We start from the raw sequence: 25,111 nt of genomic DNA, 5'->3' as shown, positions 1-25,111 counted from the left end.
TGAGCAAGCCCATGACATTTAACTGGAACTATATGTTCAGTCTGTTTAGCGACGCTAACTTTTGGCTGGCGACCTGGACCGTCATCAAACTGAGCCTGCTGACCTGGGGAATGAGCATTATCGCGGGATTTATTCTGGCGCTGGCCAAGCAGTCGCGCCATCCCTTGTTGACGCTGCCTGCCCGATTTTATATCTGGCTCTTTCGCAGCCTGCCCTTACTGGTTCTGCTGATCTTTGTTTACAACCTGCCTCAGGCAGTGCCCGCCACGTCGGCGATATTGAGCGATCCGTTTTGGGCCGGGTTTATTGCGCTGACCATTTGTGAGAGCGCCTACATCGCGGAGATTCACCGCGGTGGGCTGCTGTCAATTCCCAGGGGCCAGAGCGAGGCTGCCCGGGCACTGGGACTACGCTATGCCGGTATTCAGTGGCGCATTATTATTCCGCAGGCTCTGCGTGTGGCCTTGCCAGCGCTGGCGAACGAATACATCGCGATCGTGAAGCTGACGTCGCTGGTCTCTGTTATCTCACTTACCGAAATTTTGATGGTCGGCCAGCGGCTTTACTCGCAGAACTTTCTGGTCATGGAAACCATGGCTGCCGTGGCCTTCTATTACGTGCTGATCGTCACCGTCTTTGATTTCCTGTTAAAGCAGCTGGAGCGCTATCTTGACGTCACGCAGCGTCAGCCTTCCGGCAAACCCGATGCGCAACTGTTCGACCTCGCACAACGCACGGCAGTGAGCCCGGTTCGTCAGGCAGTGCACGACAGCGGGCCAGCGTTGCAGGCCCTGCGTCTTCACAAGGCTTACAACAATGTTGAAGTACTGGGCGCAGTGAACCTGCAGATCCACGCTGGTGAGGTGGTCTCGGTGATCGGGCCTTCAGGCTCGGGAAAAACCACGCTGATTCGCCTGCTCAACGGCCTGGAGCAGATCGATAACGGTGAGATTCGTATTAACGGAAAACCTTTTATTCACCTTCGTCAGCAGGGAGAACAACGTAAGCCACGCTTCATTGAGCATACCGAGCACCGCCTCAACATTGGGATGGTTTTTCAGAGCTTCAACTTGTTCAGCCACCTCAACGTTATGGATAACCTGATGCTGGCACCGCGCTATCACAAGCTCGCGCCCACCCAGGCCTTAAAGCAGCAGGCCGCCGCGCTGCTTTTCAAAGTCGGCATGCTCGAACATGCGTGGAAATACCCTCATCAGCTCTCCGGTGGTCAGCAGCAACGCGTGGCTATCGCACGCGCCTTAATGATGCGCCCCCAAATCATGCTGTTCGACGAACCCACGTCAGCGCTGGACCCTGAAAAAGTGAATGAAGTCCTTCAGGTGATTGAAGCCCTGGCAAGCGAGGGCATCACCATGGTGATCGTGACCCATGAGATGAACTTTGCCTTCAAAGTTTCTGACCGAATTGTCTTTATGGAAAAAGGACGCGTGGTCTGTGACGACGCACCCCAGGCGCTGCGCGATGGCCAGCATCCGCGCGTGGAAGCATTTCTGAAGGATGTCTCGCTGGCGTAACGATGTATTCAACACGAGGGCACGACCATGATTGAACAGTGGCAGGTAGATCAGTATCACCAGCAGGGATTTCTGGTAGTTGAACATGTCCTGACAAGCGAGGAAATCGCCGCGCTGCAGCACGATTTTGACCAGTGGGTTGAGGAAAGCCGCAGCCAGAGTGCCCCATGGGGCAATACTCAGGATGGCCGTTCGCGTTTCGACATTGAGAGCGATCACAGTGCCGACCATCCTTCTTTGCGTCGCGTGAGCTCACCAAACGACATCTCTGCCGCCTATCGCCATGCGGCACTGCAGTCACGAATGGCGCAGATTGCCGGGCAGTTAATTGGTGGCAGCGGCGCACGCTATCATCACAGCAAGATCAACTCGAAGCTGCCCCATACCGCAACGAAAGTGGAATGGCATCAGGATTTCCTGTTCACCCCGCACAGCAACGACGATATCGTGACCGCGCTGCTGATGGTCAGCGAGGTCACGCCGGAAAATGGCCCGCTGAACGTGGTGCCGGGCAGCCATCGGGGACCACTGTATTCGCACTGGCAGGACGGGCGTTTTACCGGGGCCGTCGAGCCTGCGGTGGTGAAAGAGCAGTGTCAGCAGCCCAGCGCCTGCTTTGGTCCCTCCGGGTCCGTGTGCTTTATGCACACAAGGCTGCTGCACGCCTCCAGCCCCAATGAAACCGAGTGGCCGCGCACGCTGTTTATCGCCGTGTACGCGGCGGAAGACGCGCTGCCTTTCGGTGAAAACCCCTTGCCCAGCCCGGATGCCGGAACGCTGGTTTATGGTGACGAAAGCGGCATGGTCCGCAGCACCCCAAATGAACTTCGCCTGCCGCAGAAACCGCGCGGAGCATCGTTCTTTGTTCAGCAGGCAGGTCAAGATCTTGCCAACGTCTGATTGCGCCTAACAGAGAGATAATAATGATGAAAACATATGTATTAAGTCTGCTTGCCGCAGGCGCTGTCCTGGCGTCATTTAACGCCTCAGCCTTTTTACAACCAGGTAAAATCATCGCCGGATCGGATATGACCTTCTTTCCGTATGAATACATGAAGGATAATAAACCCGCTGGCTTTGACATTGAGTTTCTTGATGGCCTGGCAAAAGTGATGGGCCGTCAGGCCGTGAATATTGATACCCGTTTTCCTAACCTGATCACCGGTTTACAGAGTAACCGGTTCGATATCACTAACTCGTCGATGTATATCACCGCCGATCGCATGAAAGTGATCGACATGATTCCCTACCTGAAAAGCGGCGAGGCTATCCTGTCGCTGAAGGGAAGTGATTATCAACCCAAGACGCCTGAAGAATTCTGCGGCCATAAAATTGGATCGATGGGCGCCACCTCCTGGCTACAGCAGTTGCATAAACTGTCTGACGATTACTGTGTGAAAAACGGTAAGCCCCCTATCGCGATCAGCGAATATGCGACCGATCCTCAGACGACTCAGGCGATGCTTTCCCATGCGGTGGAAGCGCAGATCACCGATGCCGCGGTGGCGCGTGGCGTTGTCCAGAAGCTGGGCGACCGCATCCAGATATCTTCCACGACGCTCATCTATCCCGTATTAAACGGTTTCGGCGTGAAGAAGGACAATACGGAGGTGAAACAGGCCCTGGTTGCGGCGCTGGAAGCCTACAGTAAAACGCCAGAGTATGCCGCACTGCTCAAAAAATACCATTTTGAAGCGCCGACGGCGGACGATCTCAAGACCTTGATGCCTAAGCCTTAATCTCAAACGCGTGCCGGGCACGCGTTCATTTTCAGGAGGTAATATGGCGCTTTCTTTCGAAGAACAAACGCGTATCGATCTGGCGGCAGCCTTCCGCATTATTGCCCACCTGGGCATGCATGAGGCGGTAGCGAATCATTTCAGTGCCGCTGTCTCACCGGATGGTAAGCAGTTTCTGATGAACCCAAAGTGGAAACACTTTTCACGCCTTCGCGCCAGCGATTTACTGCTGCTCAATGCTGAGGATGCATCCTGTGCAGAGTGGGATGATGTTGATGCCACCGCATGGTCCATTCATGGGCAAATTCATCAGCGGCTGCCAGAAACCCGGGTCGTGATGCATCTGCATCCGGTTTACACCACCAGCGTTGCCTGCCTGGCGCAGCCGCACATTCCGCCTGTCGATCAAAACAGCGCGCGCTACTTCAACCGCATCGCGGTAGATACGTTATACGGTGGCATGGCCGATACGAAAGAGGAAGGCGCACGTCTGGCCAGCCTGCTGACCGATAAGCGTCGTCTGTTAATGGGCAATCACGGCGTCATGGTTACCGCCCAGACCATTGGCGAGGCCTTTGATGACATCTGGACGCTAGAGCGCGCCTGCCAGATTTTGGTTACCGCCTGGTCTACCGGGCAACCCTTGAAAGTCCTGAGCGATGAGGTCGCGGAAAAAACGGCCCGCGACTGGGAAGGTATTCCCGACTTCTCTCTGCGGCATTTCGAGGAGATGAAGCAGTTGATGATTGAGGCCGATCCCGCCCTGTGCGACTGAGTGCTTCCACGCACGGCTGTCACGCAGGTGACAGCAACAAAGACAGCACGTGGCGACAGCCTTTTGCCGCCACGCGCTTGCCGCCCGGAAGCGATTACGCTTCTGAAGCGGGATGCGTTTTTATCCAGTGCTCGGCAATCTGCTGCCGGGTACAGATCCACACATCCTTATGCTGCTGAATGTGGTCAAGGAAGTTTTGTAGCGCGCGGAATTTTCCTGGGCGCCCTAACAGGCGGCAGTGCATCCCCACCGACATCATTTTGGGCGCGGTCTCGCCCTCTTCATACAGCACGTCGAACGTATCGCGCAAATACGTGAAGAACTGCTCTGCGGTGTTAAAGCCCTGGGGCGATGCAAAGCGCATATCGTTACATTCGAGCGTATAGGGAATGATCAGATGCGGTTTTACCGTACCATCCTGACAGGTAACCTGCGTCCAGAAGGGCAGATCGTCGCCATAATAGTCGCTGTCGTAACTGAATCCGCCCTGTTCGACCACCAGACGACGCGTATTCGGGCTGTCGCGTCCGGTGTACCAGCCCGTCGGCGCCTGACCAAACAGATCCGTTAACACATCCACCGCCTGCTGCATGTGCTGACGCTCGGTTTTAGCATCGATGCCCTGATAGTGGATCCAGCGCCAGCCGTGACTGACCACGTCGTACTTCGCCTGTTTAATGGCGTCTACGATTTCCGGATGACGCGCCAGGGCCATCGCCACACCGAACACGGTGAGGGGCAATCCCCGTTTCTGAAACTCGTTATGAATGCGCCAGAAACCGGCTCGGGAACCGTATTCATACAGCGATTCCATCGACATGTGACGATCGGGATAGCTGGCGGCACCAATGATGTCAGACAGGAACTGCTCTGAACCCGTGTCGCCATGTAATACGCTGTTCTCGGCCCCCTCCTCGTAGTTGAGCACAAACTGCACCGCCACCCGCGCTTTTTTGGGCCACGCCGCATGAGGAGGATTCGCGCCGTAACCGATTAGATCGCGCGGGTAATTTTTATTGAAGCTGTAGGTTTTCTTATCCTGGCTTTCAGTCATAACTTGCATCCTGTCGGTGAACGGGAACATCTGCTTAGTTTAGGTGCTGAAAGGCACCCGAGAGGGGTTTATGTAAAGGATAAGCCAAATCGCCCTGTTTGCTGGTGCCAAATCCCAGCGCCACCAGCGATTCCACCATTTTTACCGCTGCACTGACGCCATCAATCACCGGCATCTCCAGCTCCTGTGTGAGCGACGCCGCCAACGTTGCCATGCCGCCGCAGCCTAAAACAATCGCCCCACAGCCATCTTCCCGTTTTGCCTGGATACAGCGCTGGCGCACTTTCTCCTGTGCCAGCCCGCTGCCATCCTCCAGCGCCAGCACGGGTAAATCGATAGCATGTAAGGCCGCACAATGGTGGGTAAAGCCATACTGCTGAAGTAAATGTCGTGCGATGACCAGCGTGCGCGGCAACGTGGTGACGATCGAGAAACGCGTTGCCACCAGTGTGGCCGTATGCATGGCCGCTTCTGCGATGCCGATGACCGGACCGCTGGCCAGTTCACGTGCCGCCAGCAGTCCCGGATCGCCAAAACAGGCAATCACGTGGCCACTGACGCCCTGTGCTCTGCCAAGTTTCACCTGCTCCAGTACGCCTATCGCCGCAATCGCCTCATCGAAATGCCCTTCAATGGAGGGCACGCCCTGCGAAGGGCACACGGCGAGGATGTCCGTACCCGGCGCGGCAACGGCGCGGGCTGCCCGACCGATGGTTTCCGTCATCGCCTGGCTGGTATTAGGATTAATAACCTGAATCAGGCTCATGATACGGCTCCTTTGTGACCCGAAAATAGTCGGGTGAAATCGGGCAAGGTTTCGCCGCCGCGTTCGAAATGCAGGCTGGAAACAATGTGTTCAAAGTGGTGCTGCAGTGAGTCAGTGAGCGGCACCAAGGCCTTTTCACGTAGCAGCTGTAACAAACGATCGTGATCATCACAGCGACAACCGCGTTGCCACGGCGCGCCCCACGCGGCAATCACCAGAGACGATCGCTGCGCCAGGCGCGTAACAAGATCGGTTAACACCTGATTGCCGGAAATCGCCTGCAGCTGAATATGAAATGCCGCCGAGAGACGAATCGCCGCAGGGCCATCGTGATGTTCGATGGCCGCCTTTTCCTGGGCGACCAGCGCAGCCAGCCCGGCAAGGTGAGGCGGCTGCATATGTTCCAGCACAGCGGGAAGGTTGGCGCACTCGAGTAAACTGCGGGTACGAAAAATATCACGGGCTTCATCAACGCCGGGCGTAGCAACATGTGCACCACGTTTGGGCGTAAGCGTAACCATTTGCACCGCAGCAAGGCGCTGCAACACTTTACGGATGCCCGTGCGGCTGACGCCAAAGACCTCTGAAAGCGCCTCTTCCGGCAATTTGCTGCCGGGCGGCAGTTGGTGTTCAACAATGGCGTTCATTAACGCCTGATAGATAGGTTCATCTTTATCATGCAGATCGGCCGCCGTTCTCTGGCCCTTTTCACTCTTCATTACCTGCTCCGGTAAACAGCGTTGCGTCACTTATCGTATACGTTAAAAATAAATTTTGTATACAAAAAACAAATTTGGCCTGGATCCTGCAAAGTCATTTCACAAGGTTATTTTATTCATGTCTTTGAGAGGAGCAGGTTTCATGCCAAATCATTCAACGGTGAGTAGCACATCGGCCTCTGAAGCCGGGAAAGCATACAGTCCAAAGCTATGTAATGAAGACCTGGCGCCTACGCGCCATCAAAACTGGTCCTGGTACAACATCTTTTCTTTCTGGATGTCGGACGTACACAGCATGGGCGGCTATGTGGTAGCGGCGAGCTTCTTCACGTTGGGCCTGGCGAGCTGGCAGGTGTTGCTCTGCCTGTTGGCGGGGATCTGCATTGTTCAGCTCTGCGCCAACCTGGTCGCTAAACCGAGCCAGATGGCCGGTGTGCCTTATGCGGTTATTTGTCGTCAGGCATTCGGTGTTTTTGGGGCTAATATTCCGGCGGTGATCCGCGGCCTGATTGCATTTGCCTGGTACGGTATTCAGACCTGGCTGGCGGCAAACGCGCTGATGCTGGTGCTGCTGAAGTTTTACCCGTCGCTTGAAAGCCTGACCCACAGCCACTGGCTTGGTTTATCGCAGCTGGGCTGGTACTGCTTTGGCGTGATGTGGGTTCTGCAGGCAATGGTGTTCTGGCATGGCATGAGTGCGATTAAGCGCTTTATCGATATCGCAGGCCCCGCAGTGTATGTGGTGATGCTGGCACTGGCGGGCTGGATTGTATACAAAACCGGTTTCGACGGTATCTCCTTTACGCTGGCCAGCAAGTCGCTGTCGGCAGGCGAACAAACCTGGCAGATGATTACGGCAACGGCATTAGTGGTGTCTTACTTCTCAGGCCCGCTGCTGAACTTTGGTGACTTTTCCCGCTATGGCAAAAGCATGGGCGAGATCCGCCGGGGTAACCGCTGGGGACTGCCGTTCAACTTTCTGCTGTTCTCCATCGTGACCGTTGTCATTGTATCGGGCACTCAATCCCTGTTTGGCAAAATGATTACCGATCCTATTGAAACCGTCAGCATGGTCGGCAGCGATTTAGCCGTGGCGATTGGCTTACTGACTATGATCACCGCAACGATCGGTATCAACATCGTGGCGAACTTTGTCTCGCCTGCTTTCGATTTTTCAAACTGTTCGCCGCAGAAAATCAGTTTCCGCACCGGTGGCATGATTGCGGCAGTCGGATCGGTCCTGCTCACACCGTGGAATCTGTTTCAGTCTCCTGAACTGATTCACTACACGCTCGACGTACTGGGTTCGTTTATCGGGCCGCTGTTTGGCATTCTGTTAGCCGATTTTTATCTGATTAAGGGCGGCCGTATTTCAGTAGACGATCTGTTTGATGCCACACCGCAGGGGCGCTACTGGTATCGCGGTGGATTTAACCCGAAGGCCATTATCGCTTTGCTGCCCTCAGTCGCTATCTGTCTGGTGATCAGTTTTATCCCTTCCCTGCATCAGGTGGCCAACTTTAGCTGGTTTATCGGCGTGGCGCTGGCGGCAAGCTGCTACTGGTTAGTGGCGCGAGAAAAGCAGACTGAGCAGAAAGACCTCACTATGCCTTCCGGCACGGTGGTCATGCAGAAGGAATAACGCCCTGTTCAGACGCAGTATGCCTGTACAATAACCATATAAACGACTCTGACTGGAGTCGTTTTTTTTAATAGCCGAACACCGGATCGCCTTGATGGCGAATACTGCTGACTGTTTGGCGCGCCAGCCCTTACCGCCCCAGATAATGTTCGCGTGTGAATACGCGCTCATCCTGTTTGCCCCTCTCCCTTTCGTGCAAAAGCGCCGTGTGCCCGTTACCCCCTGTCTTGACCTGCTAGAAATTTGCAGTGACAAGGCATTTAAAATCAGCGAGATAAGTCATTAAACCCTCTGCGTATCCCGGCGTCGCGGTAACGAAAGAACGCGGGATTCCCGCACCCGATAACATTCATTTCAAAATAAAAAAGATTCAAAATGAAAGTTAAATGATTTATTTGTGATCCATATAAAATATTTATGCCTTTTAAACGACTATATTTTCTGCGTGTTAAGACCTAACCAACGTGAAAATCCGGGCAACCTTAAAAGGAGCGGCACATGATTGATGCAATCACCTTTGGTGCGGAATGGTTTATTGGACTGTTCCAGAAAGGAGGTGAAGTTTTTGTCGGCATGGTGACAGGAATTTTACCTTTGTTAATTAGTTTATTAGTCGTAATGAACGCGTTAATACGATTCGTAGGGCAACATCGAATTGAACGACTGGCACAGAAATGTGCGGGCAATCCTGTATCACGCTATTTGCTTTTACCGCTTATTGGCACCTTTGTTTTTTGTAACCCGATGACACTCAGCCTGGGGCGATTTATGCCCGAGAAATATAAGCCAGGATATTACGCGGCCTCGTCATACAGTTGCCATTCAATGAATGGGTTATTTCCGCACGTGAATCCGGGTGAACTCTTCGTTTATTTAGGGGTTGCCAGTGGCCTGACGACTCTGGGCTTACCCTTGGGCCCTCTTGCTGTCAGCTATTTTCTGGTTGGGCTTTTTACTAACTTTTTTCGCGGCTGGATTACCGATCTCACCACCAGCCTGTTTGAAAAAAAGATGGGCATCAAACTCGATAAAAACGTTCAGCTCTAATAAAGGCGGAAAATAAAATGACGACACAAATCCGTATCGAAAAAGGAAACAGCGGTTGGGGCGGCCCTTTACAACTTGATATAACACCCGGGAAAAAAATTGTTTACATCACCGCCGGCGCCCGACCGTCAATCGTGGACAGGATCAGTGAAATCACCCATTGGGAAGCTGTAGATGGTTTCAAACAAGGGGAACCGCCAGCCGATGAAATTGGTCTGGCCATCATCGATTGTGGTGGCACGCTGCGTTGTGGTCTTTATCCCAAACGCGGTATCCCCACCGTGAATATCCATGCGACAGGAAAGTCCGGACCGCTGGCACAATATATCCTGGAAGACATTTATGTCTCTGGCGTTAAGCCTGAGAATATCAGCATCGTCAATCGCGAGGATCACGGCAGTAAAGACGTCATTCACACCCATGACGAAAAACGTGCTGCCCCCGCGCCCCGTGGCGCTGGCGCGGGGAAAGATTATGACTCGAGTAAAAAAATTACCGAGCAAAGCGACGGTTTACTGGCAAAAATTGGCACAGGAATGGGGACCGTCGTTGCCGAATTTTTCCAGGCCGGGCGGGATACCATTGATACCGTACTCAAGACCATCCTCCCTTTTATGGCATTTGTGGCGGCCATCATTGGCATCATCATGGCCTCAGGTTTGGGCGATATGATTGCCCACGGGCTGACGCCACTCGCCACCAATCCTCTTGGCTTAATCACGCTGGCCTTAATCTGTTCCTTTCCGCTCCTGTCGCCGTTCTTGGGGCCGGGCGCCGTGATAGCCCAGGTTATTGGTGTACTGATCGGCGTTCAAATCGGACTGGGTCATATTCCGCCCCATCTTGCCCTGCCAGCCCTGTTTGCCATCAATGCACAAGCCGCTGCAGATTTTATTCCTGTGGGTTTATCGCTGGCGGAGGCGAAACAGGACACCGTGCGCGTGGGGGTTCCTTCCGTTCTGGTCGGCCGCTTCCTGACCGGTGCCCCTACCGTGCTGATTGCCTGGGCAGTCTCTGCCTTTATTTATCACTAAACGCCCCCCTTCTGGAGAAAAGTCATGACGCACTTTGAAACCGAAATAATCAAAGTGGGCATAAACGCCCACGATGCGCTGCTTGAAAACATGATGATTTTATTTCGGGAAGGCGCACCCGCCGATATTCAGGATTATTGCTTTATCCACCAGCATGGCACGCTGACGGGGCATCCTGTCACGGGTTCAACCCTGCAGCTGGGAGAACGGTGTTATGCCGTGACGGCCATCGGTGAGGTCGCGATCGAAAACTTGCGCGAACTGGGCCATATCACCGTTGTTTTCGACGGGCAGCCAACCGCGCAACTGCCTGGTTCAATCCATGTTAGTGGAAAAGCGCCCGACAGAATTACGACGGAAACATCCGTAAAACTCTTTGCATAGGAGCGAGTTATGTCTGAAGTTGCTGTGGTTATCGGTGGTGGGCAAACGCTGGGGGCATTTCTGGCAAAAGGGCTGGCCGAAGCAGGTTACCGCGTTGCCGTCGCGGATTTGAAAGGGGAAAACGCCCGAAAGGTCGCCTCAGAAATTAACGCCGAATATGGCGCCAATCGGGCCGTGGGTTTTGAGGTTGATGCAACAGATGAGGCGAGTGTTATTGCGCTTGCTGGCAATATCGATAAGGTCTTTAAACAGGTCAATGTGATGATTTACAGTGCCGGCATGGCAAAAGCGTCCTTTGTCACTGATTTCGCCTTAAAAGATTTTGAAATATCTTTGCAGGTCAATCTGGTTGGGTATTTTCTCTGTGCACGTGAATTTTCCCGACTGATGATTCGCGATAATATTCCGGGCCGCATTATTCAGATCAATTCGAAGTCGGGCAAAACAGGCAGTAAACATAATTCGGGCTACAGCGCGGCTAAATTTGGCGGCGTGGGATTAACACAGTCACTGGCCCTCGATTTAGCGGATTATGGCATCAGAGTACATTCGCTGATGCTGGGTAATTTGCTCAAATCGCCGATGTTTCAGTCTCTGCTTCCTCAGTATGCAAAAAAACTGGGCATCTCGCCCGAGGAAGTTGAAGCCAGCTATATTGCAAAAGTGCCACTCAAGCGCGGTTGTGAATACCAGGATGTGCTGAACGTCTTGTTGTTTTATGCAAGTGACAAGGCCTCATATTGCACCGGGCAGTCTATCAATATCACGGGCGGCCAGGTGATGTTCTGATTGCCCCCTTCAATATCGCTGGCCTGGTATGTTGGCCTTGCTCAGGAGACGAAGATGAGTAGCGGGATAATTGCTGTAGCACTGTTGGCATGGCTGGCCCATTCGTTGTTTGGCTGGTATCAGTTACGACGCTTTAACCATATGCTGGAGGGGTTATTTCAGCAAGGTCGGGTTGGCATCGGGCGATCGGCTTCAAACCGCTTCAACGTTAAACCCCGCGTAATTATCGCAGTCGCGGTCAATCCCGAAGGACGAATCCTGGCGGCTGTCATTATGAAAGGCTTCACCGTTTTTGCGCGTCCACATGCTTTGCCTTTGTTAACCGACTGTTATCTTGATGATATCGATGCGAAAAAAATTTTTCCCGAACGTGAAACGTGTCAAAAAGCCTTACTTTCCGCCATATCAATGAAAGAGTGATGTGTTAAATTGAAAGCAGGATGAAAATTTTAGCGCTGCTTTAATTTTGACAAAACCCCTTTCAGATAAGGCGTTACTGATGAAACCGCAACAAAGACAGGAAGCTATCCTTGCCTATCTCCAAAAAAATGGCAAAACCACCATTGGCGATCTGATCGACTATTTCAAAGCAACAGGCACGACGATTCGCAAAGATCTGACCGAAATGGAAAAGCGCAGCGAGGTGATTCGTATTCACGGTGGCGTCATTCTGGGCCATGAAGAAGGCGATCAACCTATCGACCATAAAACGCATATCAACAGTGACAGAAAAAGGCACATTGCTGAATCGGCCATACAACTGGTTAACGATGGTGATTCGCTAATCCTGGATACTGGCAGCACTGTGCTTCAAATGGTCAGGCATCTCAAACCCTTCAATAACATTACCGTCATGACAAACAGCCTGCACATTGTGAATGCGTTAATGGAATTAGATGGCGATCAGACCATTTTAATGCCCGGCGGAACGTTACGAAAAAAGTCCGCCTCATTTCATGGCGGACTTGCCGAGTCAGCCTTTCGCTCTTTTAACTTCGATAAGTTATTTATTGGCGCCGATGGTATTGATTTGGATATGGGGATCACCACCTTTAACGAAGTTCATGCCGTCAGCACGTCGATGTGCGCGGCGGCTGACAGGATTATTGTTCTTGCTGATTCATCCAAGTTTGGTCGTAAAAGCCCAAATGTTGTGTGTAGTCTGGATAAGGTGGATACCATTATCACGGATGCCGGTATTACGCCTCATTACCTTCAGCGACTCGTGGACAAAAAAATCAACGTCATTGTCGCAGGAGGGGAGGATGAAGAATAAAGAGGTGCTGCTCGAGTATGCCAGAGAGGCCCTGTCGCTTGAAATTGCCGAGGCTCAGAATCTGTTTAACAGCTTAGATGACGCGTTTATCAATGCGTGTGAATTAATTCTGCAATGTCAGGGCAAAACGATTGTTTCTGGCATCGGTAAATCTGGCCATATTGGAAAAAAAATCGCCGCTTCGCTGGCCAGTACCGGCACTCCCGCTTTTTTTGTGCATCCTGCTGAAGCCTTGCATGGCGATCTGGGCATGATCACTTCGCAGGACGTGTTTATTTTTATCTCGAATTCCGGCAGCGCGGCTGAATTACAGATTATTGTTCCTGCCCTTAAGGCGCTCAACGTTCCCATTATTGCGATCACTAATGTCGCCCACTCCTTTCTGGCCCAGCAGGCCAACCACGTACTGCATCTTGCTGTTAATCGGGAAGCCTGCCCGATGGGGCTTGCGCCCACGTCGAGCGCCGTGAATACCCTGTTATTGGGTGACGCTTTGGCAATGGCGCTGATGCGTTCACGTAATTTTAATGAGGAGCAATTTGCCCGCTCCCATCCCGGAGGCAGCCTGGGCGCTGGCCTGCTTAATTCGGTTGCGCAATCTATGCGAAAAGGCGAACGCATTCCTCGCGTAAATAAAAACGCCTCCGTGTTAGATGCCATGGAAGAACTGACCCGTACCGGTATGGGGATTGTGATTGCCTGTGATGACGACAACGATATCGAGGGTATTTTTACTGACGGCGATCTGCGCCGCGCGCTGTTAGCTGGTAAAAAGCTGGACGATCGGCTTGATCCTCTCCTGACGCGCCCCGGCTACAAACTGGCCGAACACCTTAGCGTTGCGGCCGCTACGCAGAAATTATATGACCGACGCATTAGCGCGGCGCCAGTCGTCAATCAACAGGGTCAGTTAGTTGGAGCCATCAATCTCTATGATTTGCATAAATAACATTTATTTAGCCCGTTTTTAATCTATCAGCCACCTGGGAGGGAATATGGAATTGTATATCGATAGTGCAGATACGTTAGCTATTCACGATCTGGTCAACGTTTTACCCGTTAATGGCGTGACCACCAACCCTTCGCTCGTCGCCAAATCTGGCGTCGAACTGACAAAGTTAATCAGCGAGCTACGCACGATTTTAGGGGAAGAGAAGCTTATCTTTGCTCAGGTTCTGGCAAAGGATACACCAACGATTATTCGCGAGGCGCAGTACCTCCATGAGCTGTGCGCCAATATGGTCGTGAAAATCCCCGTCGACCGGGCCGGACTCGCCGCGATTACCCAGTTGAAACAACGTAACATTCCTACTTTAGGCACGGCGATTTACTCTACCTCACAGGCGATGTTGGCGGCCTTTGCTGGCGCTGATTATATTGCGCCCTATTTCAACCGTATGGAAAATAATAATATCAATGCAAAGCAGGCCGTTTCAGATATGCAGCAATTTATTCAACTGCATAAGATGGAGTGCAAGATATTAGCAGCCAGCTTTAAAAACACGACGCAGGTAGCGGACTGCCTGCTCTCTGGCGCGGCGGCTGTCACCTTACCTGTCGATGTGATGTGCGAAATGTTTAACTCCCCTCTGGCAAAGCATGCCATTGATGATTTCAGTCATGACTGGCATCGGGCGTTCAACCGTTTGCAGTTAATGATTTAGTGGTGCGAAGATGTTAATCGTGCTGGCGTGAGACAACGTTTTTATTTGGCAGCATTAATACTTTGGTTGCCTGAATGAAAGGAAATTGTTTCGGAGTTTTCGACGCTAGAAAAGCAAAAACGCCATGCTGATAACCAGCATGGCGTCGAAATTTGGCGGAACGGACGGGGCTCGAACCCGCGACCCCCTGCGTGACAGGCAGGTATTCTAACCAACTGAACTACCGCTCCGCGCTTTGTTCCCCGTCGGGAACGAGGCGCATATTAATCACAACAAGAGTACGCGTCAACGCTTTTCCCCGTGCAACATTCTGTTTGCTGCTATTTTCGCCCCAATGTTGATTTTACACACAAATCTTTGCGACTCAGGCGCGCCACAGACAGCTGCCGCCCTTCTTCATAATGAGATCTAACCGGGACTCATGCTGGTTAACTTCCTCATCGCTGGCGGTAACCACACGCAATCCCGAGCTGGGGCGAGCAATACGCTGAATACCTTCGCTCTGCTGCTGACGTGCTCGTTCCTCTTCCGATGAGAACGACAGCGAAGTTTGCCCGCCGGTCATCGTTAAGAAAACTTCGGCCAGTATCTCGGCATCCAGCAGTGCGCCGTGCAACGTACGCTTGCTGTTATCTATTTCGTAACGTGAGCACAGCGCATCAAGGCTGTTGCGCTTGCCGGGAAACATGCGGCGCGCCATTGCCAGGCTGTCGGTAATCTTGCAGAAGGTTTCGGTTTTCTCAATACCGCGCTGCAGTTTACCGAATTCGTAATCCATAAAGCCGATATCAAACGACGCGTTATGAATCACCAACTCCGCACCGCGGATGTAATCGAGAAACTCATCGGCAATATCGCTGAAGGTCGGCTTATCCAGCAGGAATTCATCGGCGATACCGTGAACGCCAAACGCTTCAGGATCCACCAGCCTGTCGGGCTTGAGATACATATGGAAGTTATTGCCCGTCAGGCGGCGGTTAATGACTTCGACGGCACCAATCTCAATGATGCGGTGACCTTCATAATGTACCCCGATCATATTCATACCGGTGGTTTCAGTATCGAGAACAATTTGACGGTTATTTGCAGTGCTCATAGGCCTCGTTTTATGTCAGACTTGGCGTTTTGTCAGAAGGAAGTCTACCAGAGATGCGTAAACAGGTAGAGATTTTCACCGATGGATCTTGTCTCGGCAACCCGGGCCCCGGTGGTTATGGCGCAATTTTGCGTTACGGGCAGCATGAAAAAACCTTCAGTGCGGGTTATCGCCTGACGACCAATAATCGCATGGAGTTAATGGCGGCCATCGTGTCACTGGAAGCCCTGACGCAACCCTGCGATGTGGTGTTAAGTACCGACAGTCAGTATGTGCGCCAGGGTATTACACAATGGATACACAACTGGAAAAAGCGTGGCTGGAAAACGGCTGAGAAGAAGCCGGTTAAGAACGTCGATTTGTGGCAACGGCTGGATACCGCGCTCAGCACACACCAGATTCAGTGGGAATGGGTTAAAGGTCATGCCGGCCATCCCGAAAACGAACGTTGTGATGAACTGGCGCGCAGCGCAGCGAACAACCCGGCCTTTGATGATATTGGCTATCAGCCAGAATCCTGATCTTTGACGTGTCGGAACTGGCGCGTCGCGTTGACCGTCTGGGGCAATTGTCTTTTGCTCAGGCTCATCCGCGCCTTGGTGGGCGTAAGGGGAAAACTTCGTTTACGCGCCACAACAATGTTCAGGCAACCTAACGCGGGAAGATGGGCGCTGATCATTTTCCCCCCCTGCCGATGCCAGGGCAGCACCTGGAAACGCGTGCGGTAAACCAGTTCGTAATTCAGTAAGCCCAGCCAGTCCAGTAATCGCATCTGACTAAACATCCGGCTGCTCCAGGGCGCTTTACGCTGGATGCCCGGCACCATCTTACTGATGCCCAGCAGACTGAACGGATTAAAACCACTGATGATCATCCAGCCGTCATCGATCAGAACGCGATCAACCTCGCGCAATATCCGGTGCGGATCCTGACTCCAGGATAACGTATGGGCCAGTAAACAGGCATCAACAGACTTCGATTCAAACGGCAGCTGTGCCGGATTTGCCAGCACCTGTAGCTGTTCCCCTTCAGTGCCTACACTGACCTGATGTGAGATAGCACAATTTTCTGTATTGATTTCTGCGCTGAGGTTGCCAAGCTTAAGCATATGAAAGCCGTACAGCTTTCCCAGGTAAGGCTGAAGCTGCTGTGTAAGCGCATCGCGGAAATAGACGCCCCAGGGCATATCGTGCCATGAGCGTGGCGCGTTCAGGATTTGGCGTGTTTTAGCGGGCTTCATGCTTTACCATTTTCCTTTTTATACGGCCAGCGAGAGGTATCTATGAATCTTACCAGTATTCCTGCATTACAAGATAACTACATCTGGACGTTAACAGATGACAACGGAAAATGCCTGATTGTTGATCCCGGTGAAGCTCTGCCGGTACTGGAGAAGATCAAAGCTAACGGCTGGCAGCCTGAAGCGATTTTGTTAACCCATCATCATAATGACCACACAGGCGGTGTTAAAACCCTCTGCGAACATTTTCCTGACATTGCCGTTTATGGTCCGCAAGAAACAGCGGACAAAGGTGCAACCATTCGGGTCAGCGAAGGGGATAAATTCAACGTTCTGGGTCTGTCTTTCGAGGTTATCGCTACGCCCGGACACACTTTAGGACATATCTCATATTACAGTTCGCCTTATCTTTTCTGCGGTGACACTCTGTTTTCGGGCGGCTGCGGTAGATTATTTGAAGGTACGCCAGAGCAAATGTTCGATTCTTTTCAGAAGCTTAACCAACTCCCAGAGGATACCCTGGTGTGCTGTGCACATGAATACACTTTATCCAATCTGAAGTTTGCTGCTGCAATTTTACCCCACGATCCGCAAATAACGGCTGAATACCATAAAATTAAGGACTTACGGGCCGAAAATCGCATTACTTTACCTACAAAACTGGCTCACGAGCGTGTGATAAATTTATTTCTCAGAACGCAAGATCCTGATTTACAACATGCTTTGAGCGTTGATTCAGAGGTAGAGCCTGTATGGAAGACATTTGCCGTTCTACGCGAGAAGAAAGACCGTTTTTGATTTTTCAGGTTGTGTTGTGAAGGACCGTCACGTATAGTTGCTCGTCTTTTAAGCGAACTATTGACACACACATGAAGGCTAAAGCGATATTACTCGCCTCGGTCTTGCTGGTAGGATGTCAGGCATCACGGAATGACGCCAATATCCCCGAACAGCATGCACAGAGTCTGTCTTCAGCTGGTCAAAGTGAAAATGGAAAGTACGGTGATCGACTTTTATCGCCGCGATGGCAGGAAGATGGAACTGGCCTCGCAGAAGATAGTGATCTCTGGAGTTTCATTAGTGACGAGTTGAAGATGGGGATTCCGGAAAACCCCCGGATCCGCGAACAGAAATTAAAGTTTTTAAAAAATAAGAGCTATCTCCACGATGTAACATTACGGGCAGAGCCGTACATGTACTGGATAGTCGAGCAGATTAAGAAACGTAAGATGCCGATGGAACTAGTACTGCTACCCATAGTGGAGAGCGCTTTTGATCCTCACGCAACGTCATCTGCAAATGCCGCTGGCATCTGGCAGATTGTTGGCAGTACGGGTCGAAACTATGGTTTAAAACAAAACCGTTACTACGATGGTCGTCGCGATGTTGTCGCTTCAACCAAAGTAGCGCTGGATATGATGCAGCGTCTAAATACCATGTTCGGTGGTGACTGGCTTCTGACAGTTGCGGCCTACAACAGTGGCGAAGGACGCGTGCTCAAAGCGATTAAGCAGAACAAGGCACGCGGTAAGCCTACCGACTTCTGGCATCTTTCGCTTCCACGTGAAACGACGGTTTATGTTCCAAAAATGTTGGCCTTGAGCGAGTTGCTTAAGAACAACAAGCGTTACGGTATCAAACTGCCGACACCTAACGAAAACCGTGCACTGGCACGTGTTGAAGTGGGTCAGCAGATAAAACTGACGCAAGCCGCTGAAATGGCCGGTATGTCGCTCACAAAGTTAAAGAGCTTTAATACCGGGTATAAAGGCGGTGCGACAGCACCTAATGGGCCACACTACATTATGGTGCCGAAAGCTAACGTCGCACAGTTGCGGGATTCACTGGCTTCCGGTGATATCTCTGCAGTGCAGCCCACCCAACTGGCGAAGGCCAGTAATGATGGTGGCTACAAAGTGCGAAGCGGCGATACCCTGTCGGGCATTGCCAATAAGTTAGGCGTCAGCGTTGCAACACTGAAGCAGCAAAATAACCTGCGCAGTGCCAGCATTCGTCCGGGTCAGATACTGACTGTCGGATCGAGCGGCACGAGCCTGGCGGATAATGGCAACAGCATCACCTATCGTGTTCGTAAGGGTGATTCTCTTGACAGTATCGCCCGTCGTCACGGCGTGAATATTAAAGACGTGATGCGCTGGAACAGTGTTGTGAGTAATGCAAAAGATATTCAGCCTGGCGATGAGCTAACGTTGTTTGTTAAGAATAACGCAACGCCAGATACCTGATACGTTGAAAAGGCTGACAAATGTCAGCCTTTTTTCTTATTCGATTCTTCTGCACTTTGCATGATCTCCCGGCGTTTCGCCCTCTCCTCCTGACAGAACGCCTCTCCGCGATTCTCCTCACCGACTGGCGTTAAATTCGACCAGTAAGGGATTATGATCGGATGCGCGCGTCACCAGCACTGACGCCTCACTAACGTGCATGTCGCGATAGAAGACGAAATCTAACGGCCGGCCAAAGGCTTTACGTCGATGATCCGCGGTGAACATCACTTCTTCCAGCTGCATCTGATGAGCAAACCGGTAAAGCGCGTTAATCCGTTGACGACTCCACGCATTGAAATCGCCAGCCATGATAACCGGACCACGGTGGTGGACAATCTGTTCGCCAATAGGCCCAAGTTGTTTACTGTAGACATCCACGCCCAGACTAAAGTTTACGGCATGAATGTTGACTACCATAAGCGTTTCACCCGTGGGTAACGGATAGGCCGTGACTAAAGCCGATTTAGAGAGCCTCAGAAGCGGCTCTCGCTCACGCAAAGGGCAACAGTAGACTGGGTGAGCGGAAGCCAGTGTCATCACGCCAGAGGGATGCTGAGGCAACACGAATGCCGGAACCTGATCGGCCGCCAGATAGTTGCTGGTCGCAAACCGGATAAGCTCTGGCGTGGTTTGCGCTTCCTGGAGCAGAACCAGATGCGCATCTTTACCAAAGCCTTCCAGTACGGACATCCAGTCGGCACGCTGCTGTTTAAAGATATTCCATACCAGCACTTTAAGATTGGGGTGAGCGGGGAGCGGCGCGCCGGGAGGCAGCGCCTGGCCGAGATGAAACATTGCACCCGGGGGAAAGATCCTCTCCGCTGGCTGTCCGGCTACATATCTCATCGCGTAGGTTTTTTTGCGCACTTTCCCGCCTGGCTAATCGTTCAAAAAGTCGTATGACTTATCTGTTATAGGGATTTTAGTACGCGGTTTCAATGGATGCTGCCGATTGTTCCAAACCCACTCTGTTTATTTTAATCATAACGGGCTGTATTGATACGCTGTCTTGTGGGCCGGTCTGCTCAAGCGCGGCATAATTTATCATCTGTCTTATCGGGAAAAAGCCTTTCGCGCCAAGGGGCCAGGTCAGTGCTGTGCTTTAATAACAGTTCTATCGGCCTACAGGCTATTTGGCGTGAAGAGACACCATGAAGGCATCGTCTGAAGAACTGAAAGTATTTGTGAGCGTGGTTGAAAGTGGAAGCTTCAGCCGGGCTGCCGAGACGTTAGAGATGGCCAACTCTGCCGTAAGCCGTACGATTAAGAAGCTGGAAACTAAGCTGGGGCTGGCCTTACTTACGCGAACGACCCGCAATCTTGCATTAACGCAGGAAGGGGAACGTTATTTTCAGCAGGTCCAACATTTTCTTCAGGTGATGACCGCGGCGGAAAACGAGTTGATGGAAAGCCGTGATGTGCCCAAAGGGCTGTTGCGGATAGACGCAGCTACGCCAGTCATATTGCATCTCATCATGCCGATGATAAAGTCCTTTCGGGAACGCTATCCGGACATCGCGCTTTCGCTGATTTCTTCTGAAAACTTTATCAACCTGATTGAGCGAAAAGTCGATGTGGCAATTCGGGCAGGCAGTCTGACGGATTCTGGCCTCAGAGCGCGACTGCTTTTTATCAGCTATCGCCGTCTCATTGCCTCTCCCGACTATTTGAAAAAACACGGTATACCTTTGCGGGCGGCCGATCTGGATAATCATCAGTGTCTTGGTTTTATTGATGCACCGCGCCTTAATCGTTGGCCTGTGGCCTGTGAAGGCGGCGAACTTTATGGCATTCGTTCTGAGCTCGATTCAAATAGCGGAGAGACCATCAAGCAGCTTTGCCTGGAAGGGAATGGTATCGCCTGTCTGTCAGATTACATGGTGCATAAAGAAATTGAAGAAGGCAGCCTGGTGGAGATCATGGCCGATCAGCGTTTGCCGGTTGAGATGCCCTTTAACGCCGTGTATTACAGCGATCTCGGCGTAACCCAGCGCGTGCGTGCCTTTATTGATTTTCTCAGTGAGTGGGTGGTCAGACAGCCCTGGCATGTGCAAAACGATTTGCAGCAACACCTCTCTATAAAGCCCTGAAGGGCTGTGCTCGCTACAGCCTGTGAGACGTTGCCGTGTGGGAGAGTAATGGCAATTATTTTGGCTCAGAAATGGAAAAAGCCCTGACCGTTAAGTCAGGGCTTTCCAATTAAGTGGCGGAACGGACGGGGCTCGAACCCGCGACCCCCTGCGTGACAGGCAGGTATTCTAACCAACTGAACTACCGCTCCACCGATTCTGTACTGACGTCAGAAAAACGTTCTGATATCAGGTATATCGCCCTTCCGCGTCACCGGTAAGGTCATGACCAGCGTACTGGTCTTAATTTGATGCCTGGCAGTTTATGAATCACGCTGTGATTCACCCTTCGGGCTGCTGCTTCGCAGCGTTCAAAAGCGTTCGCTTTTGTCCTACTCTACTGAGTAGTGAACTGCCCGAGGTTACGTGCAGGTCCTTCAATTTGATGCCTGGCAGTTCCCTACTCTCGCATGGGGAGACCCCACACTACCATCGGCGCTACGGCGTTTCACTTCTGAGTTCGGCATGGGGTCAGGTGGGACCACCGCGCTACAGCCGCCAGGCAAATTCTTTGTGCTCCGTCCTGCGTCTTTCACGCTGCTGCCGCGCTGGCTTCCCTCGCGCCGCTCAGTCACATACCTCAGTATGCTCCTTCACCCCGTCTCGGTTGCCGCCTTGCACTCAGCGCAAAATCCTTCGGACTCGCGTCCGCAGAACAGAACTAAATTCTTTATCCGGTAAACAATGCTGAAAATTCAAGTCGTCTCTCTACCAAAACGCCTCTGGCGTTGTAAGGTTAAGCCTCACGGGTCATTAGTACCGGTAAGCTCAACGCATCGCTGCGCTTACACACCCGGCCTATCAACGTCGTCGTCTTCAACGTCCCTTCAGGAGCCTTAAAGGCTCAGGGAGAACTCATCTCGGGGCAAGTTTCGTGCTTAGATGCTTTCAGCACTTATCTTTTCCGCACTTAGCTACCGGGCAGTGCCACTGGCGTGACAACCCGGACACCAGCGGTGCGTTCACTCCGGTCCTCTCGTACTAGGAGCAACCCCCCTCAATTCTCCAGCGCCCACGGCAGATAGGGACCGAACTGTCTCACGACGTTCTAAACCCAGCTCGCGTACCACTTTAAACGGCGAACAGCCGTACCCTTGGGACCTACTTCAGCCCCAGGATGTGATGAGCCGACATCGAGGTGCCAAACACCGCCGTCGATATGAACTCTTGGGCGGTATCAGCCTGTTATCCCCGGAGTACCTTTTATCCGTTGAGCGATGGCCCTTCCATTCAGAACCACCGGATCACTATGACCTGCTTTCGCACCTGCTCGAGCCGTCACTCTCGCAGTCAAGCTGGCTTATGCCATTGCACTAACCTCCTGATGTCCGACCAGGATTAGCCAACCTTCGTGCTCCTCCGTTACGCTTTGGGAGGAGACCGCCCCAGTCAAACTACCCACCAGACACTGTCCGCAGCCCGGATTACGGGCCTACGTTAGAACACCAAACATTAAAGGGTGGTATTTCAAGGTCGGCTCCACGCAGACTGGCGTCCACGCTTCAAAGCCTCCCACCTATCCTACACATCAAGGCTCAGTGTTCAGTGTCAAGCTGTAGTAAAGGTTCACGGGGTCTTTCCGTCTTGCCGCGGGTACACTGCATCTTCACAGCGATTTCAATTTCACTGAGTCTCGGGTGGAGACAGCCTGGCCATCATTACGCCATTCGTGCAGGTCGGAACTTACCCGACAAGGAATTTCGCTACCTTAGGACCGTTATAGTTACGGCCGCCGTTTACCGGGGCTTCGATCAAGAGCTTCTCCTTGCGGATAACCCCATCAATTAACCTTCCGGCACCGGGCAGGCGTCACACCGTATACGTCCACTTTCGTGTTTGCACAGTGCTGTGTTTTTAATAAACAGTTGCAGCCAGCTGGTATCTTCGACTGGCTTCAGCTCCGGGAGCAAGTCCCTTCACCTACGCGCCAGCGTGCCTTCTCCCGAAGTTACGGCACCATTTTGCCTAGTTCCTTCACCCGAGTTCTCTCAAGCGCCTTGGTATTCTCTACCTGACCACCTGTGTCGGTTTGGGGTACGATTTTGTGTTACCTGATGCTTAGAGGCTTTTCCTGGAAGCAGGGCATTTATCACTTCAGCACCGTAGTGCCTCGTCGTCACGCCTCAGTGTAAAGTGAACCGGATTTGCCTGGAACACACACCTACACGCTTAAACCGGGACAACCGTCGCCCGGCCGATATAGCCTTCTCCGTCCCCCCTTCGCAGTAACACCAAGTACAGGAATATTAACCTGTTTCCCATCGACTACGCCTTTCGGCCTCGCCTTAGGGGTCGACTCACCCTGCTCCGATTAACGTTGAACAGGAACCCTTGGTCTTCCGGCGACAAGGTTTTTCACCTTGTTTATCGTTACTTATGTCAGCATTCGCACTTCTGATACCTCCAGCATGCCTCACAGCACACCTTCGACGGCTTACAGAACGCTCCCCTACCCAACAACGCATAAGCGTCGCTGCCGCAGCTTCGGTGCATGGTTTAGCCCCGTTACATCTTCCGCGCAGGCCGACTCGACCAGTGAGCTATTACGCTTTCTTTAAATGATGGCTGCTTCTAAGCCAACATCCTGGCTGTCTGGGCCTTCCCACATCGTTTCCCACTTAACCATGACTTTGGGACCTTAGCTGGCGGTCTGGGTTGTTTCCCTCTTCACGACGGACGTTAGCACCCGCCGTGTGTCTCCCGTGATAACATTCTCCGGTATTCGCAGTTTGCATCGGGTTGGTAAGCCGGGATGGCCCCCTAGCCGAAACAGTGCTCTACCCCCGGAGATGAATTCACGAGGCGCTACCTAAATAGCTTTCGGGGAGAACCAGCTATCTCCCGGTTTGATTGGCCTTTCACCCCCAGCCACAGGTCATCCGCTAATTTTTCAACATTAGTCGGTTCGGTCCTCCAGTTAGTGTTACCCAACCTTCAACCTGCCCATGGCTAGATCACCGGGTTTCGGGTCTATACCCTGCAACTTAACGCCCAGTTAAGACTCGGTTTCCCTGCGGCTCCCCTATACGGTTAACCTTGCTACAGAATATAAGTCGCTGACCCATTATACAAAAGGTACGCAGTCACCCCCATAAAGAAGGCTCCCACTGCTTGTACGTACACGGTTTCAGGTTCTGTTTCACTCCCCTCGCCGGGGTTCTTTTCGCCTTTCCCTCACGGTACTGGTTCACTATCGGTCAGTCAGGAGTATTTAGCCTTGGAGGATGGTCCCCCCATATTCAGACAGGATACCACGTGTCCCGCCTTACTCATCGAACTCACAGCCTGTGCACCTTTGTGTACGGGAGTATCACCCTGTACCCTGCGACTTTCCAGACGCTTCCACTGATGCACAAGCTGATGATGGTTCTGGGCTCCTCCCCGTTCGCTCGCCGCTACTGGGGGAATCTCGGTTGATTTCTTTTCCTCGGGGTACTTAGATGTTTCAGTTCCCCCGGTTCGCCTCATACAGCTATGTATTCACTGCATGATAGTGTGACGAGTCACACTGGGTTTCCCCATTCGGGTATCGCCGGTTGTAGCGGTTCATATCACCTTACCGGCGCTTATCGCAGATTAGCACGCCCTTCATCGCCTCTGACTGCCAGGGCATCCACCGTGTACGCTTAGTCGCTTAACCTCACAACCCACAGGCGTTTTACGCTGCGTGTCATGAGCTTTTGAGAGACTCGAACACATTGTCATCATTCTTTATTACGGAAGAATGCGACCCTGTGTCGTTTCAAATTTTCAGCTTGTTCCGGATTGTTAAAGAGCAGAATACTTCGCAGCACACCGTTGCCGGTACGCTCTGAAGTATTTTCAGAAAAAAACAGTAGTGAGTATGGTGGAGCTAAGCGGGATCGAACCGCTGACCTCCTGCGTGCAAGGCAGGCGCTCTCCCAGCTGAGCTATAGCCCCATACAGTTACTGC

At 52.2% G+C, this 25,111-nt stretch carries 23 protein-coding genes, 3 tRNA genes and 2 rRNA genes; 17 read left to right on the top strand and 11 right to left on the bottom strand.

Annotated elements, in window-relative coordinates:
• Positions 1-11: 11 nt before the first annotated feature.
• The 4 genes from NYE92_RS19270 to NYE92_RS19255 are packed head-to-tail and all read left to right on the top strand — an operon-like array spanning position 12 to position 4,049.
• On the top strand, positions 12-1,535 hold the full coding sequence (locus NYE92_RS19270) for an amino acid ABC transporter permease/ATP-binding protein (RefSeq protein WP_014606526.1): 1,524 nt from the start codon (positions 12-14) through the stop codon (positions 1,533-1,535).
• A gap of 27 nt (positions 1,536-1,562) precedes the next feature.
• Positions 1,563-2,435: a phytanoyl-CoA dioxygenase family protein gene (locus NYE92_RS19265; RefSeq protein ID WP_013024737.1), complete on the top strand. Its 873-nt coding sequence runs from the start codon at positions 1,563-1,565 to the stop codon at positions 2,433-2,435.
• 23 nt (positions 2,436-2,458) lie between these two features.
• Positions 2,459-3,274 (top strand): ABC transporter substrate-binding protein, encoded by an 816-nt coding sequence (locus NYE92_RS19260; RefSeq protein WP_015700907.1) that lies wholly within the window; start codon positions 2,459-2,461, stop codon positions 3,272-3,274.
• 43 nt (positions 3,275-3,317) lie between these two features.
• Positions 3,318-4,049 (top strand): class II aldolase and adducin N-terminal domain-containing protein, encoded by a 732-nt coding sequence (locus NYE92_RS19255; RefSeq protein ID WP_014592986.1) that lies wholly within the window; start codon positions 3,318-3,320, stop codon positions 4,047-4,049.
• A 94-nt stretch (positions 4,050-4,143) separates the two neighbouring features.
• On the opposite strand, the gene puuE is transcribed toward NYE92_RS19255, so the two are convergent.
• The 3 genes from puuE to NYE92_RS19240 are packed head-to-tail and all read right to left on the bottom strand — an operon-like array spanning position 4,144 to position 6,588.
• Positions 4,144-5,103, bottom strand: coding sequence for an allantoinase PuuE (gene puuE, locus NYE92_RS19250; protein ID WP_014606528.1), 960 nt, complete (start codon positions 5,101-5,103; stop codon positions 4,144-4,146).
• A 34-nt stretch (positions 5,104-5,137) separates the two neighbouring features.
• Entirely contained in the window at positions 5,138-5,869 is a 732-nt protein-coding gene (gene hpxA / locus NYE92_RS19245) for an allantoin racemase (protein WP_013024733.1), read from the bottom strand.
• The gene (locus tag NYE92_RS19240) at positions 5,866-6,588 is read right to left on the bottom strand and encodes a GntR family transcriptional regulator (protein ID WP_014592984.1); all 723 of its coding nucleotides are present in this window, start codon (positions 6,586-6,588) and stop codon (positions 5,866-5,868) included. The genes hpxA and NYE92_RS19240 overlap by 4 nt, the downstream gene beginning before the upstream one ends.
• Before the next feature lie 142 nt (positions 6,589-6,730).
• Between NYE92_RS19240 and NYE92_RS19235 the strand changes: the two genes are divergently transcribed.
• From NYE92_RS19235 to NYE92_RS19195, 9 genes are all read left to right on the top strand, one after another.
• Positions 6,731-8,230, top strand: coding sequence for an NCS1 family nucleobase:cation symporter-1 (locus NYE92_RS19235; protein ID WP_015700909.1), 1,500 nt, complete (start codon positions 6,731-6,733; stop codon positions 8,228-8,230).
• 498 nt (positions 8,231-8,728) lie between these two features.
• Positions 8,729-9,277 carry a PTS glucitol/sorbitol transporter subunit IIC gene (locus tag NYE92_RS19230; RefSeq protein ID WP_013024730.1) on the top strand — a complete coding sequence of 183 codons (549 nt, stop codon included), beginning with the start codon at positions 8,729-8,731 and terminating at the stop codon, positions 9,275-9,277.
• 17 nt (positions 9,278-9,294) lie between these two features.
• Entirely contained in the window at positions 9,295-10,311 is a 1,017-nt protein-coding gene (locus NYE92_RS19225; RefSeq protein WP_013024729.1) for a PTS glucitol/sorbitol transporter subunit IIB, read from the top strand.
• Positions 10,312-10,335: 24 nt separating this feature from the next.
• Entirely contained in the window at positions 10,336-10,695 is a 360-nt protein-coding gene (locus tag NYE92_RS19220; protein ID WP_014606533.1) for a PTS glucitol/sorbitol transporter subunit IIA, read from the top strand.
• 9 nt (positions 10,696-10,704) lie between these two features.
• Positions 10,705-11,484, top strand: coding sequence for a sorbitol-6-phosphate dehydrogenase (srlD, locus tag NYE92_RS19215; RefSeq protein ID WP_015700911.1), 780 nt, complete (start codon positions 10,705-10,707; stop codon positions 11,482-11,484).
• Between the two features lie 54 nt (positions 11,485-11,538).
• A complete protein-coding gene (locus NYE92_RS19210) occupies positions 11,539-11,904 on the top strand; it encodes a transcriptional regulator GutM (RefSeq protein WP_015700912.1) in 366 nt (121 codons plus the stop codon).
• Positions 11,905-11,983: 79 nt separating this feature from the next.
• On the top strand, positions 11,984-12,760 hold the full coding sequence (locus NYE92_RS19205) for a DNA-binding transcriptional repressor (RefSeq protein ID WP_210495059.1): 777 nt from the start codon (positions 11,984-11,986) through the stop codon (positions 12,758-12,760).
• The gene (locus NYE92_RS19200; protein WP_015700913.1) at positions 12,750-13,709 is read left to right on the top strand and encodes a KpsF/GutQ family sugar-phosphate isomerase; all 960 of its coding nucleotides are present in this window, start codon (positions 12,750-12,752) and stop codon (positions 13,707-13,709) included. The genes NYE92_RS19205 and NYE92_RS19200 overlap by 11 nt, the downstream gene beginning before the upstream one ends.
• A gap of 46 nt (positions 13,710-13,755) precedes the next feature.
• Entirely contained in the window at positions 13,756-14,424 is a 669-nt protein-coding gene (locus tag NYE92_RS19195; RefSeq protein WP_019106318.1) for a transaldolase family protein, read from the top strand.
• Positions 14,425-14,577: 153 nt separating this feature from the next.
• On the opposite strand, the gene NYE92_RS19190 is transcribed toward NYE92_RS19195, so the two are convergent.
• Both NYE92_RS19190 and dnaQ read right to left on the bottom strand, forming a co-directional pair.
• Positions 14,578-14,654 (bottom strand) — tRNA-Asp (locus NYE92_RS19190).
• A 134-nt stretch (positions 14,655-14,788) separates the two neighbouring features.
• Positions 14,789-15,520, bottom strand: a complete 732-nt coding sequence (gene dnaQ, locus NYE92_RS19185; protein WP_014606539.1) for a DNA polymerase III subunit epsilon — start codon at positions 15,518-15,520, stop codon at positions 14,789-14,791.
• A gap of 53 nt (positions 15,521-15,573) precedes the next feature.
• Between dnaQ and rnhA the strand changes: the two genes are divergently transcribed.
• Positions 15,574-16,041, top strand: a complete 468-nt coding sequence (rnhA, locus tag NYE92_RS19180) for a ribonuclease HI (protein WP_014606540.1) — start codon at positions 15,574-15,576, stop codon at positions 16,039-16,041.
• On the opposite strand, the gene NYE92_RS19175 is transcribed toward rnhA, so the two are convergent.
• The gene (locus tag NYE92_RS19175) at positions 16,026-16,760 is read right to left on the bottom strand and encodes a class I SAM-dependent methyltransferase (protein WP_259019352.1); all 735 of its coding nucleotides are present in this window, start codon (positions 16,758-16,760) and stop codon (positions 16,026-16,028) included. The two genes, rnhA and NYE92_RS19175, sit on opposite strands and share 16 nt — an antisense overlap.
• A 42-nt stretch (positions 16,761-16,802) precedes the next feature.
• Between NYE92_RS19175 and gloB the strand changes: the two genes are divergently transcribed.
• Positions 16,803-17,558: a hydroxyacylglutathione hydrolase gene (gloB, locus tag NYE92_RS19170; RefSeq protein WP_015700915.1), complete on the top strand. Its 756-nt coding sequence runs from the start codon at positions 16,803-16,805 to the stop codon at positions 17,556-17,558.
• 71 nt (positions 17,559-17,629) lie between these two features.
• Positions 17,630-19,006 carry a murein transglycosylase D gene (mltD, locus tag NYE92_RS19165; protein WP_013024718.1) on the top strand — a complete coding sequence of 459 codons (1,377 nt, stop codon included), beginning with the start codon at positions 17,630-17,632 and terminating at the stop codon, positions 19,004-19,006.
• 117 nt (positions 19,007-19,123) lie between these two features.
• On the opposite strand, the gene NYE92_RS19160 is transcribed toward mltD, so the two are convergent.
• Positions 19,124-19,915 carry an endonuclease/exonuclease/phosphatase family protein gene (locus tag NYE92_RS19160; RefSeq protein ID WP_014606543.1) on the bottom strand — a complete coding sequence of 264 codons (792 nt, stop codon included), beginning with the start codon at positions 19,913-19,915 and terminating at the stop codon, positions 19,124-19,126.
• Between the two features lie 284 nt (positions 19,916-20,199).
• Between NYE92_RS19160 and yafC the strand changes: the two genes are divergently transcribed.
• Entirely contained in the window at positions 20,200-21,138 is a 939-nt protein-coding gene (gene yafC / locus NYE92_RS19155) for a DNA-binding transcriptional regulator YafC (protein ID WP_014592977.1), read from the top strand.
• Positions 21,139-21,252: 114 nt separating this feature from the next.
• On the opposite strand, the gene NYE92_RS19150 is transcribed toward yafC, so the two are convergent.
• The 4 genes from NYE92_RS19150 to NYE92_RS19135 form a co-directional block, all read right to left on the bottom strand.
• A tRNA-Asp gene (locus NYE92_RS19150) sits at positions 21,253-21,329 on the bottom strand.
• A 235-nt stretch (positions 21,330-21,564) separates the two neighbouring features.
• A 5S ribosomal RNA gene (gene rrf / locus NYE92_RS19145) occupies positions 21,565-21,680 on the bottom strand.
• A 229-nt stretch (positions 21,681-21,909) separates the two neighbouring features.
• Positions 21,910-24,817, bottom strand: a 23S ribosomal RNA gene (locus NYE92_RS19140).
• 205 nt (positions 24,818-25,022) lie between these two features.
• Positions 25,023-25,098, bottom strand: a tRNA-Ala gene (locus NYE92_RS19135).
• Positions 25,099-25,111: the final 13 nt, after the last annotated feature.

It is taken from the genome of Pantoea sp. B566 (assembly GCF_024793925.1).
Classification (GTDB): Bacteria; Pseudomonadota; Gammaproteobacteria; order Enterobacterales; family Enterobacteriaceae; genus Pantoea; species Pantoea ananatis.
This window is presented reverse-complemented; position numbering and strand designations above follow the sequence as displayed.

Coding starts and splice junctions, on each gene's coding strand:
- NYE92_RS19195 (WP_019106318.1), top strand. CDS start 13,756: ATGGAATTGTATATCGATAGTGCAGATACGTTAGCTATTCACGATCTG.
- NYE92_RS19260 (WP_015700907.1), top strand. CDS start 2,459: ATGATGAAAACATATGTATTAAGTCTGCTTGCCGCAGGCGCTGTCCTG.
- NYE92_RS19205 (WP_210495059.1), top strand. CDS start 11,984: ATGAAACCGCAACAAAGACAGGAAGCTATCCTTGCCTATCTCCAAAAA.
- dnaQ (WP_014606539.1), bottom strand. CDS start 15,520: ATGAGCACTGCAAATAACCGTCAAATTGTTCTCGATACTGAAACCACC.
- NYE92_RS19175 (WP_259019352.1), bottom strand. CDS start 16,760: ATGAAGCCCGCTAAAACACGCCAAATCCTGAACGCGCCACGCTCATGG.
- NYE92_RS19210 (WP_015700912.1), top strand. CDS start 11,539: ATGAGTAGCGGGATAATTGCTGTAGCACTGTTGGCATGGCTGGCCCAT.
- NYE92_RS19230 (WP_013024730.1), top strand. CDS start 8,729: ATGATTGATGCAATCACCTTTGGTGCGGAATGGTTTATTGGACTGTTC.
- yafC (WP_014592977.1), top strand. CDS start 20,200: ATGAAGGCATCGTCTGAAGAACTGAAAGTATTTGTGAGCGTGGTTGAA.
- rnhA (WP_014606540.1), top strand. CDS start 15,574: ATGCGTAAACAGGTAGAGATTTTCACCGATGGATCTTGTCTCGGCAAC.
- hpxA (WP_013024733.1), bottom strand. CDS start 5,869: ATGAGCCTGATTCAGGTTATTAATCCTAATACCAGCCAGGCGATGACG.
- NYE92_RS19265 (WP_013024737.1), top strand. CDS start 1,563: ATGATTGAACAGTGGCAGGTAGATCAGTATCACCAGCAGGGATTTCTG.
- NYE92_RS19200 (WP_015700913.1), top strand. CDS start 12,750: ATGAAGAATAAAGAGGTGCTGCTCGAGTATGCCAGAGAGGCCCTGTCG.
- puuE (WP_014606528.1), bottom strand. CDS start 5,103: ATGACTGAAAGCCAGGATAAGAAAACCTACAGCTTCAATAAAAATTAC.
- srlD (WP_015700911.1), top strand. CDS start 10,705: ATGTCTGAAGTTGCTGTGGTTATCGGTGGTGGGCAAACGCTGGGGGCA.
- NYE92_RS19220 (WP_014606533.1), top strand. CDS start 10,336: ATGACGCACTTTGAAACCGAAATAATCAAAGTGGGCATAAACGCCCAC.
- NYE92_RS19225 (WP_013024729.1), top strand. CDS start 9,295: ATGACGACACAAATCCGTATCGAAAAAGGAAACAGCGGTTGGGGCGGC.
- mltD (WP_013024718.1), top strand. CDS start 17,630: ATGAAGGCTAAAGCGATATTACTCGCCTCGGTCTTGCTGGTAGGATGT.
- NYE92_RS19270 (WP_014606526.1), top strand. CDS start 12: ATGACATTTAACTGGAACTATATGTTCAGTCTGTTTAGCGACGCTAAC.
- NYE92_RS19240 (WP_014592984.1), bottom strand. CDS start 6,588: ATGAAGAGTGAAAAGGGCCAGAGAACGGCGGCCGATCTGCATGATAAA.
- NYE92_RS19255 (WP_014592986.1), top strand. CDS start 3,318: ATGGCGCTTTCTTTCGAAGAACAAACGCGTATCGATCTGGCGGCAGCC.
- gloB (WP_015700915.1), top strand. CDS start 16,803: ATGAATCTTACCAGTATTCCTGCATTACAAGATAACTACATCTGGACG.
- NYE92_RS19235 (WP_015700909.1), top strand. CDS start 6,731: ATGCCAAATCATTCAACGGTGAGTAGCACATCGGCCTCTGAAGCCGGG.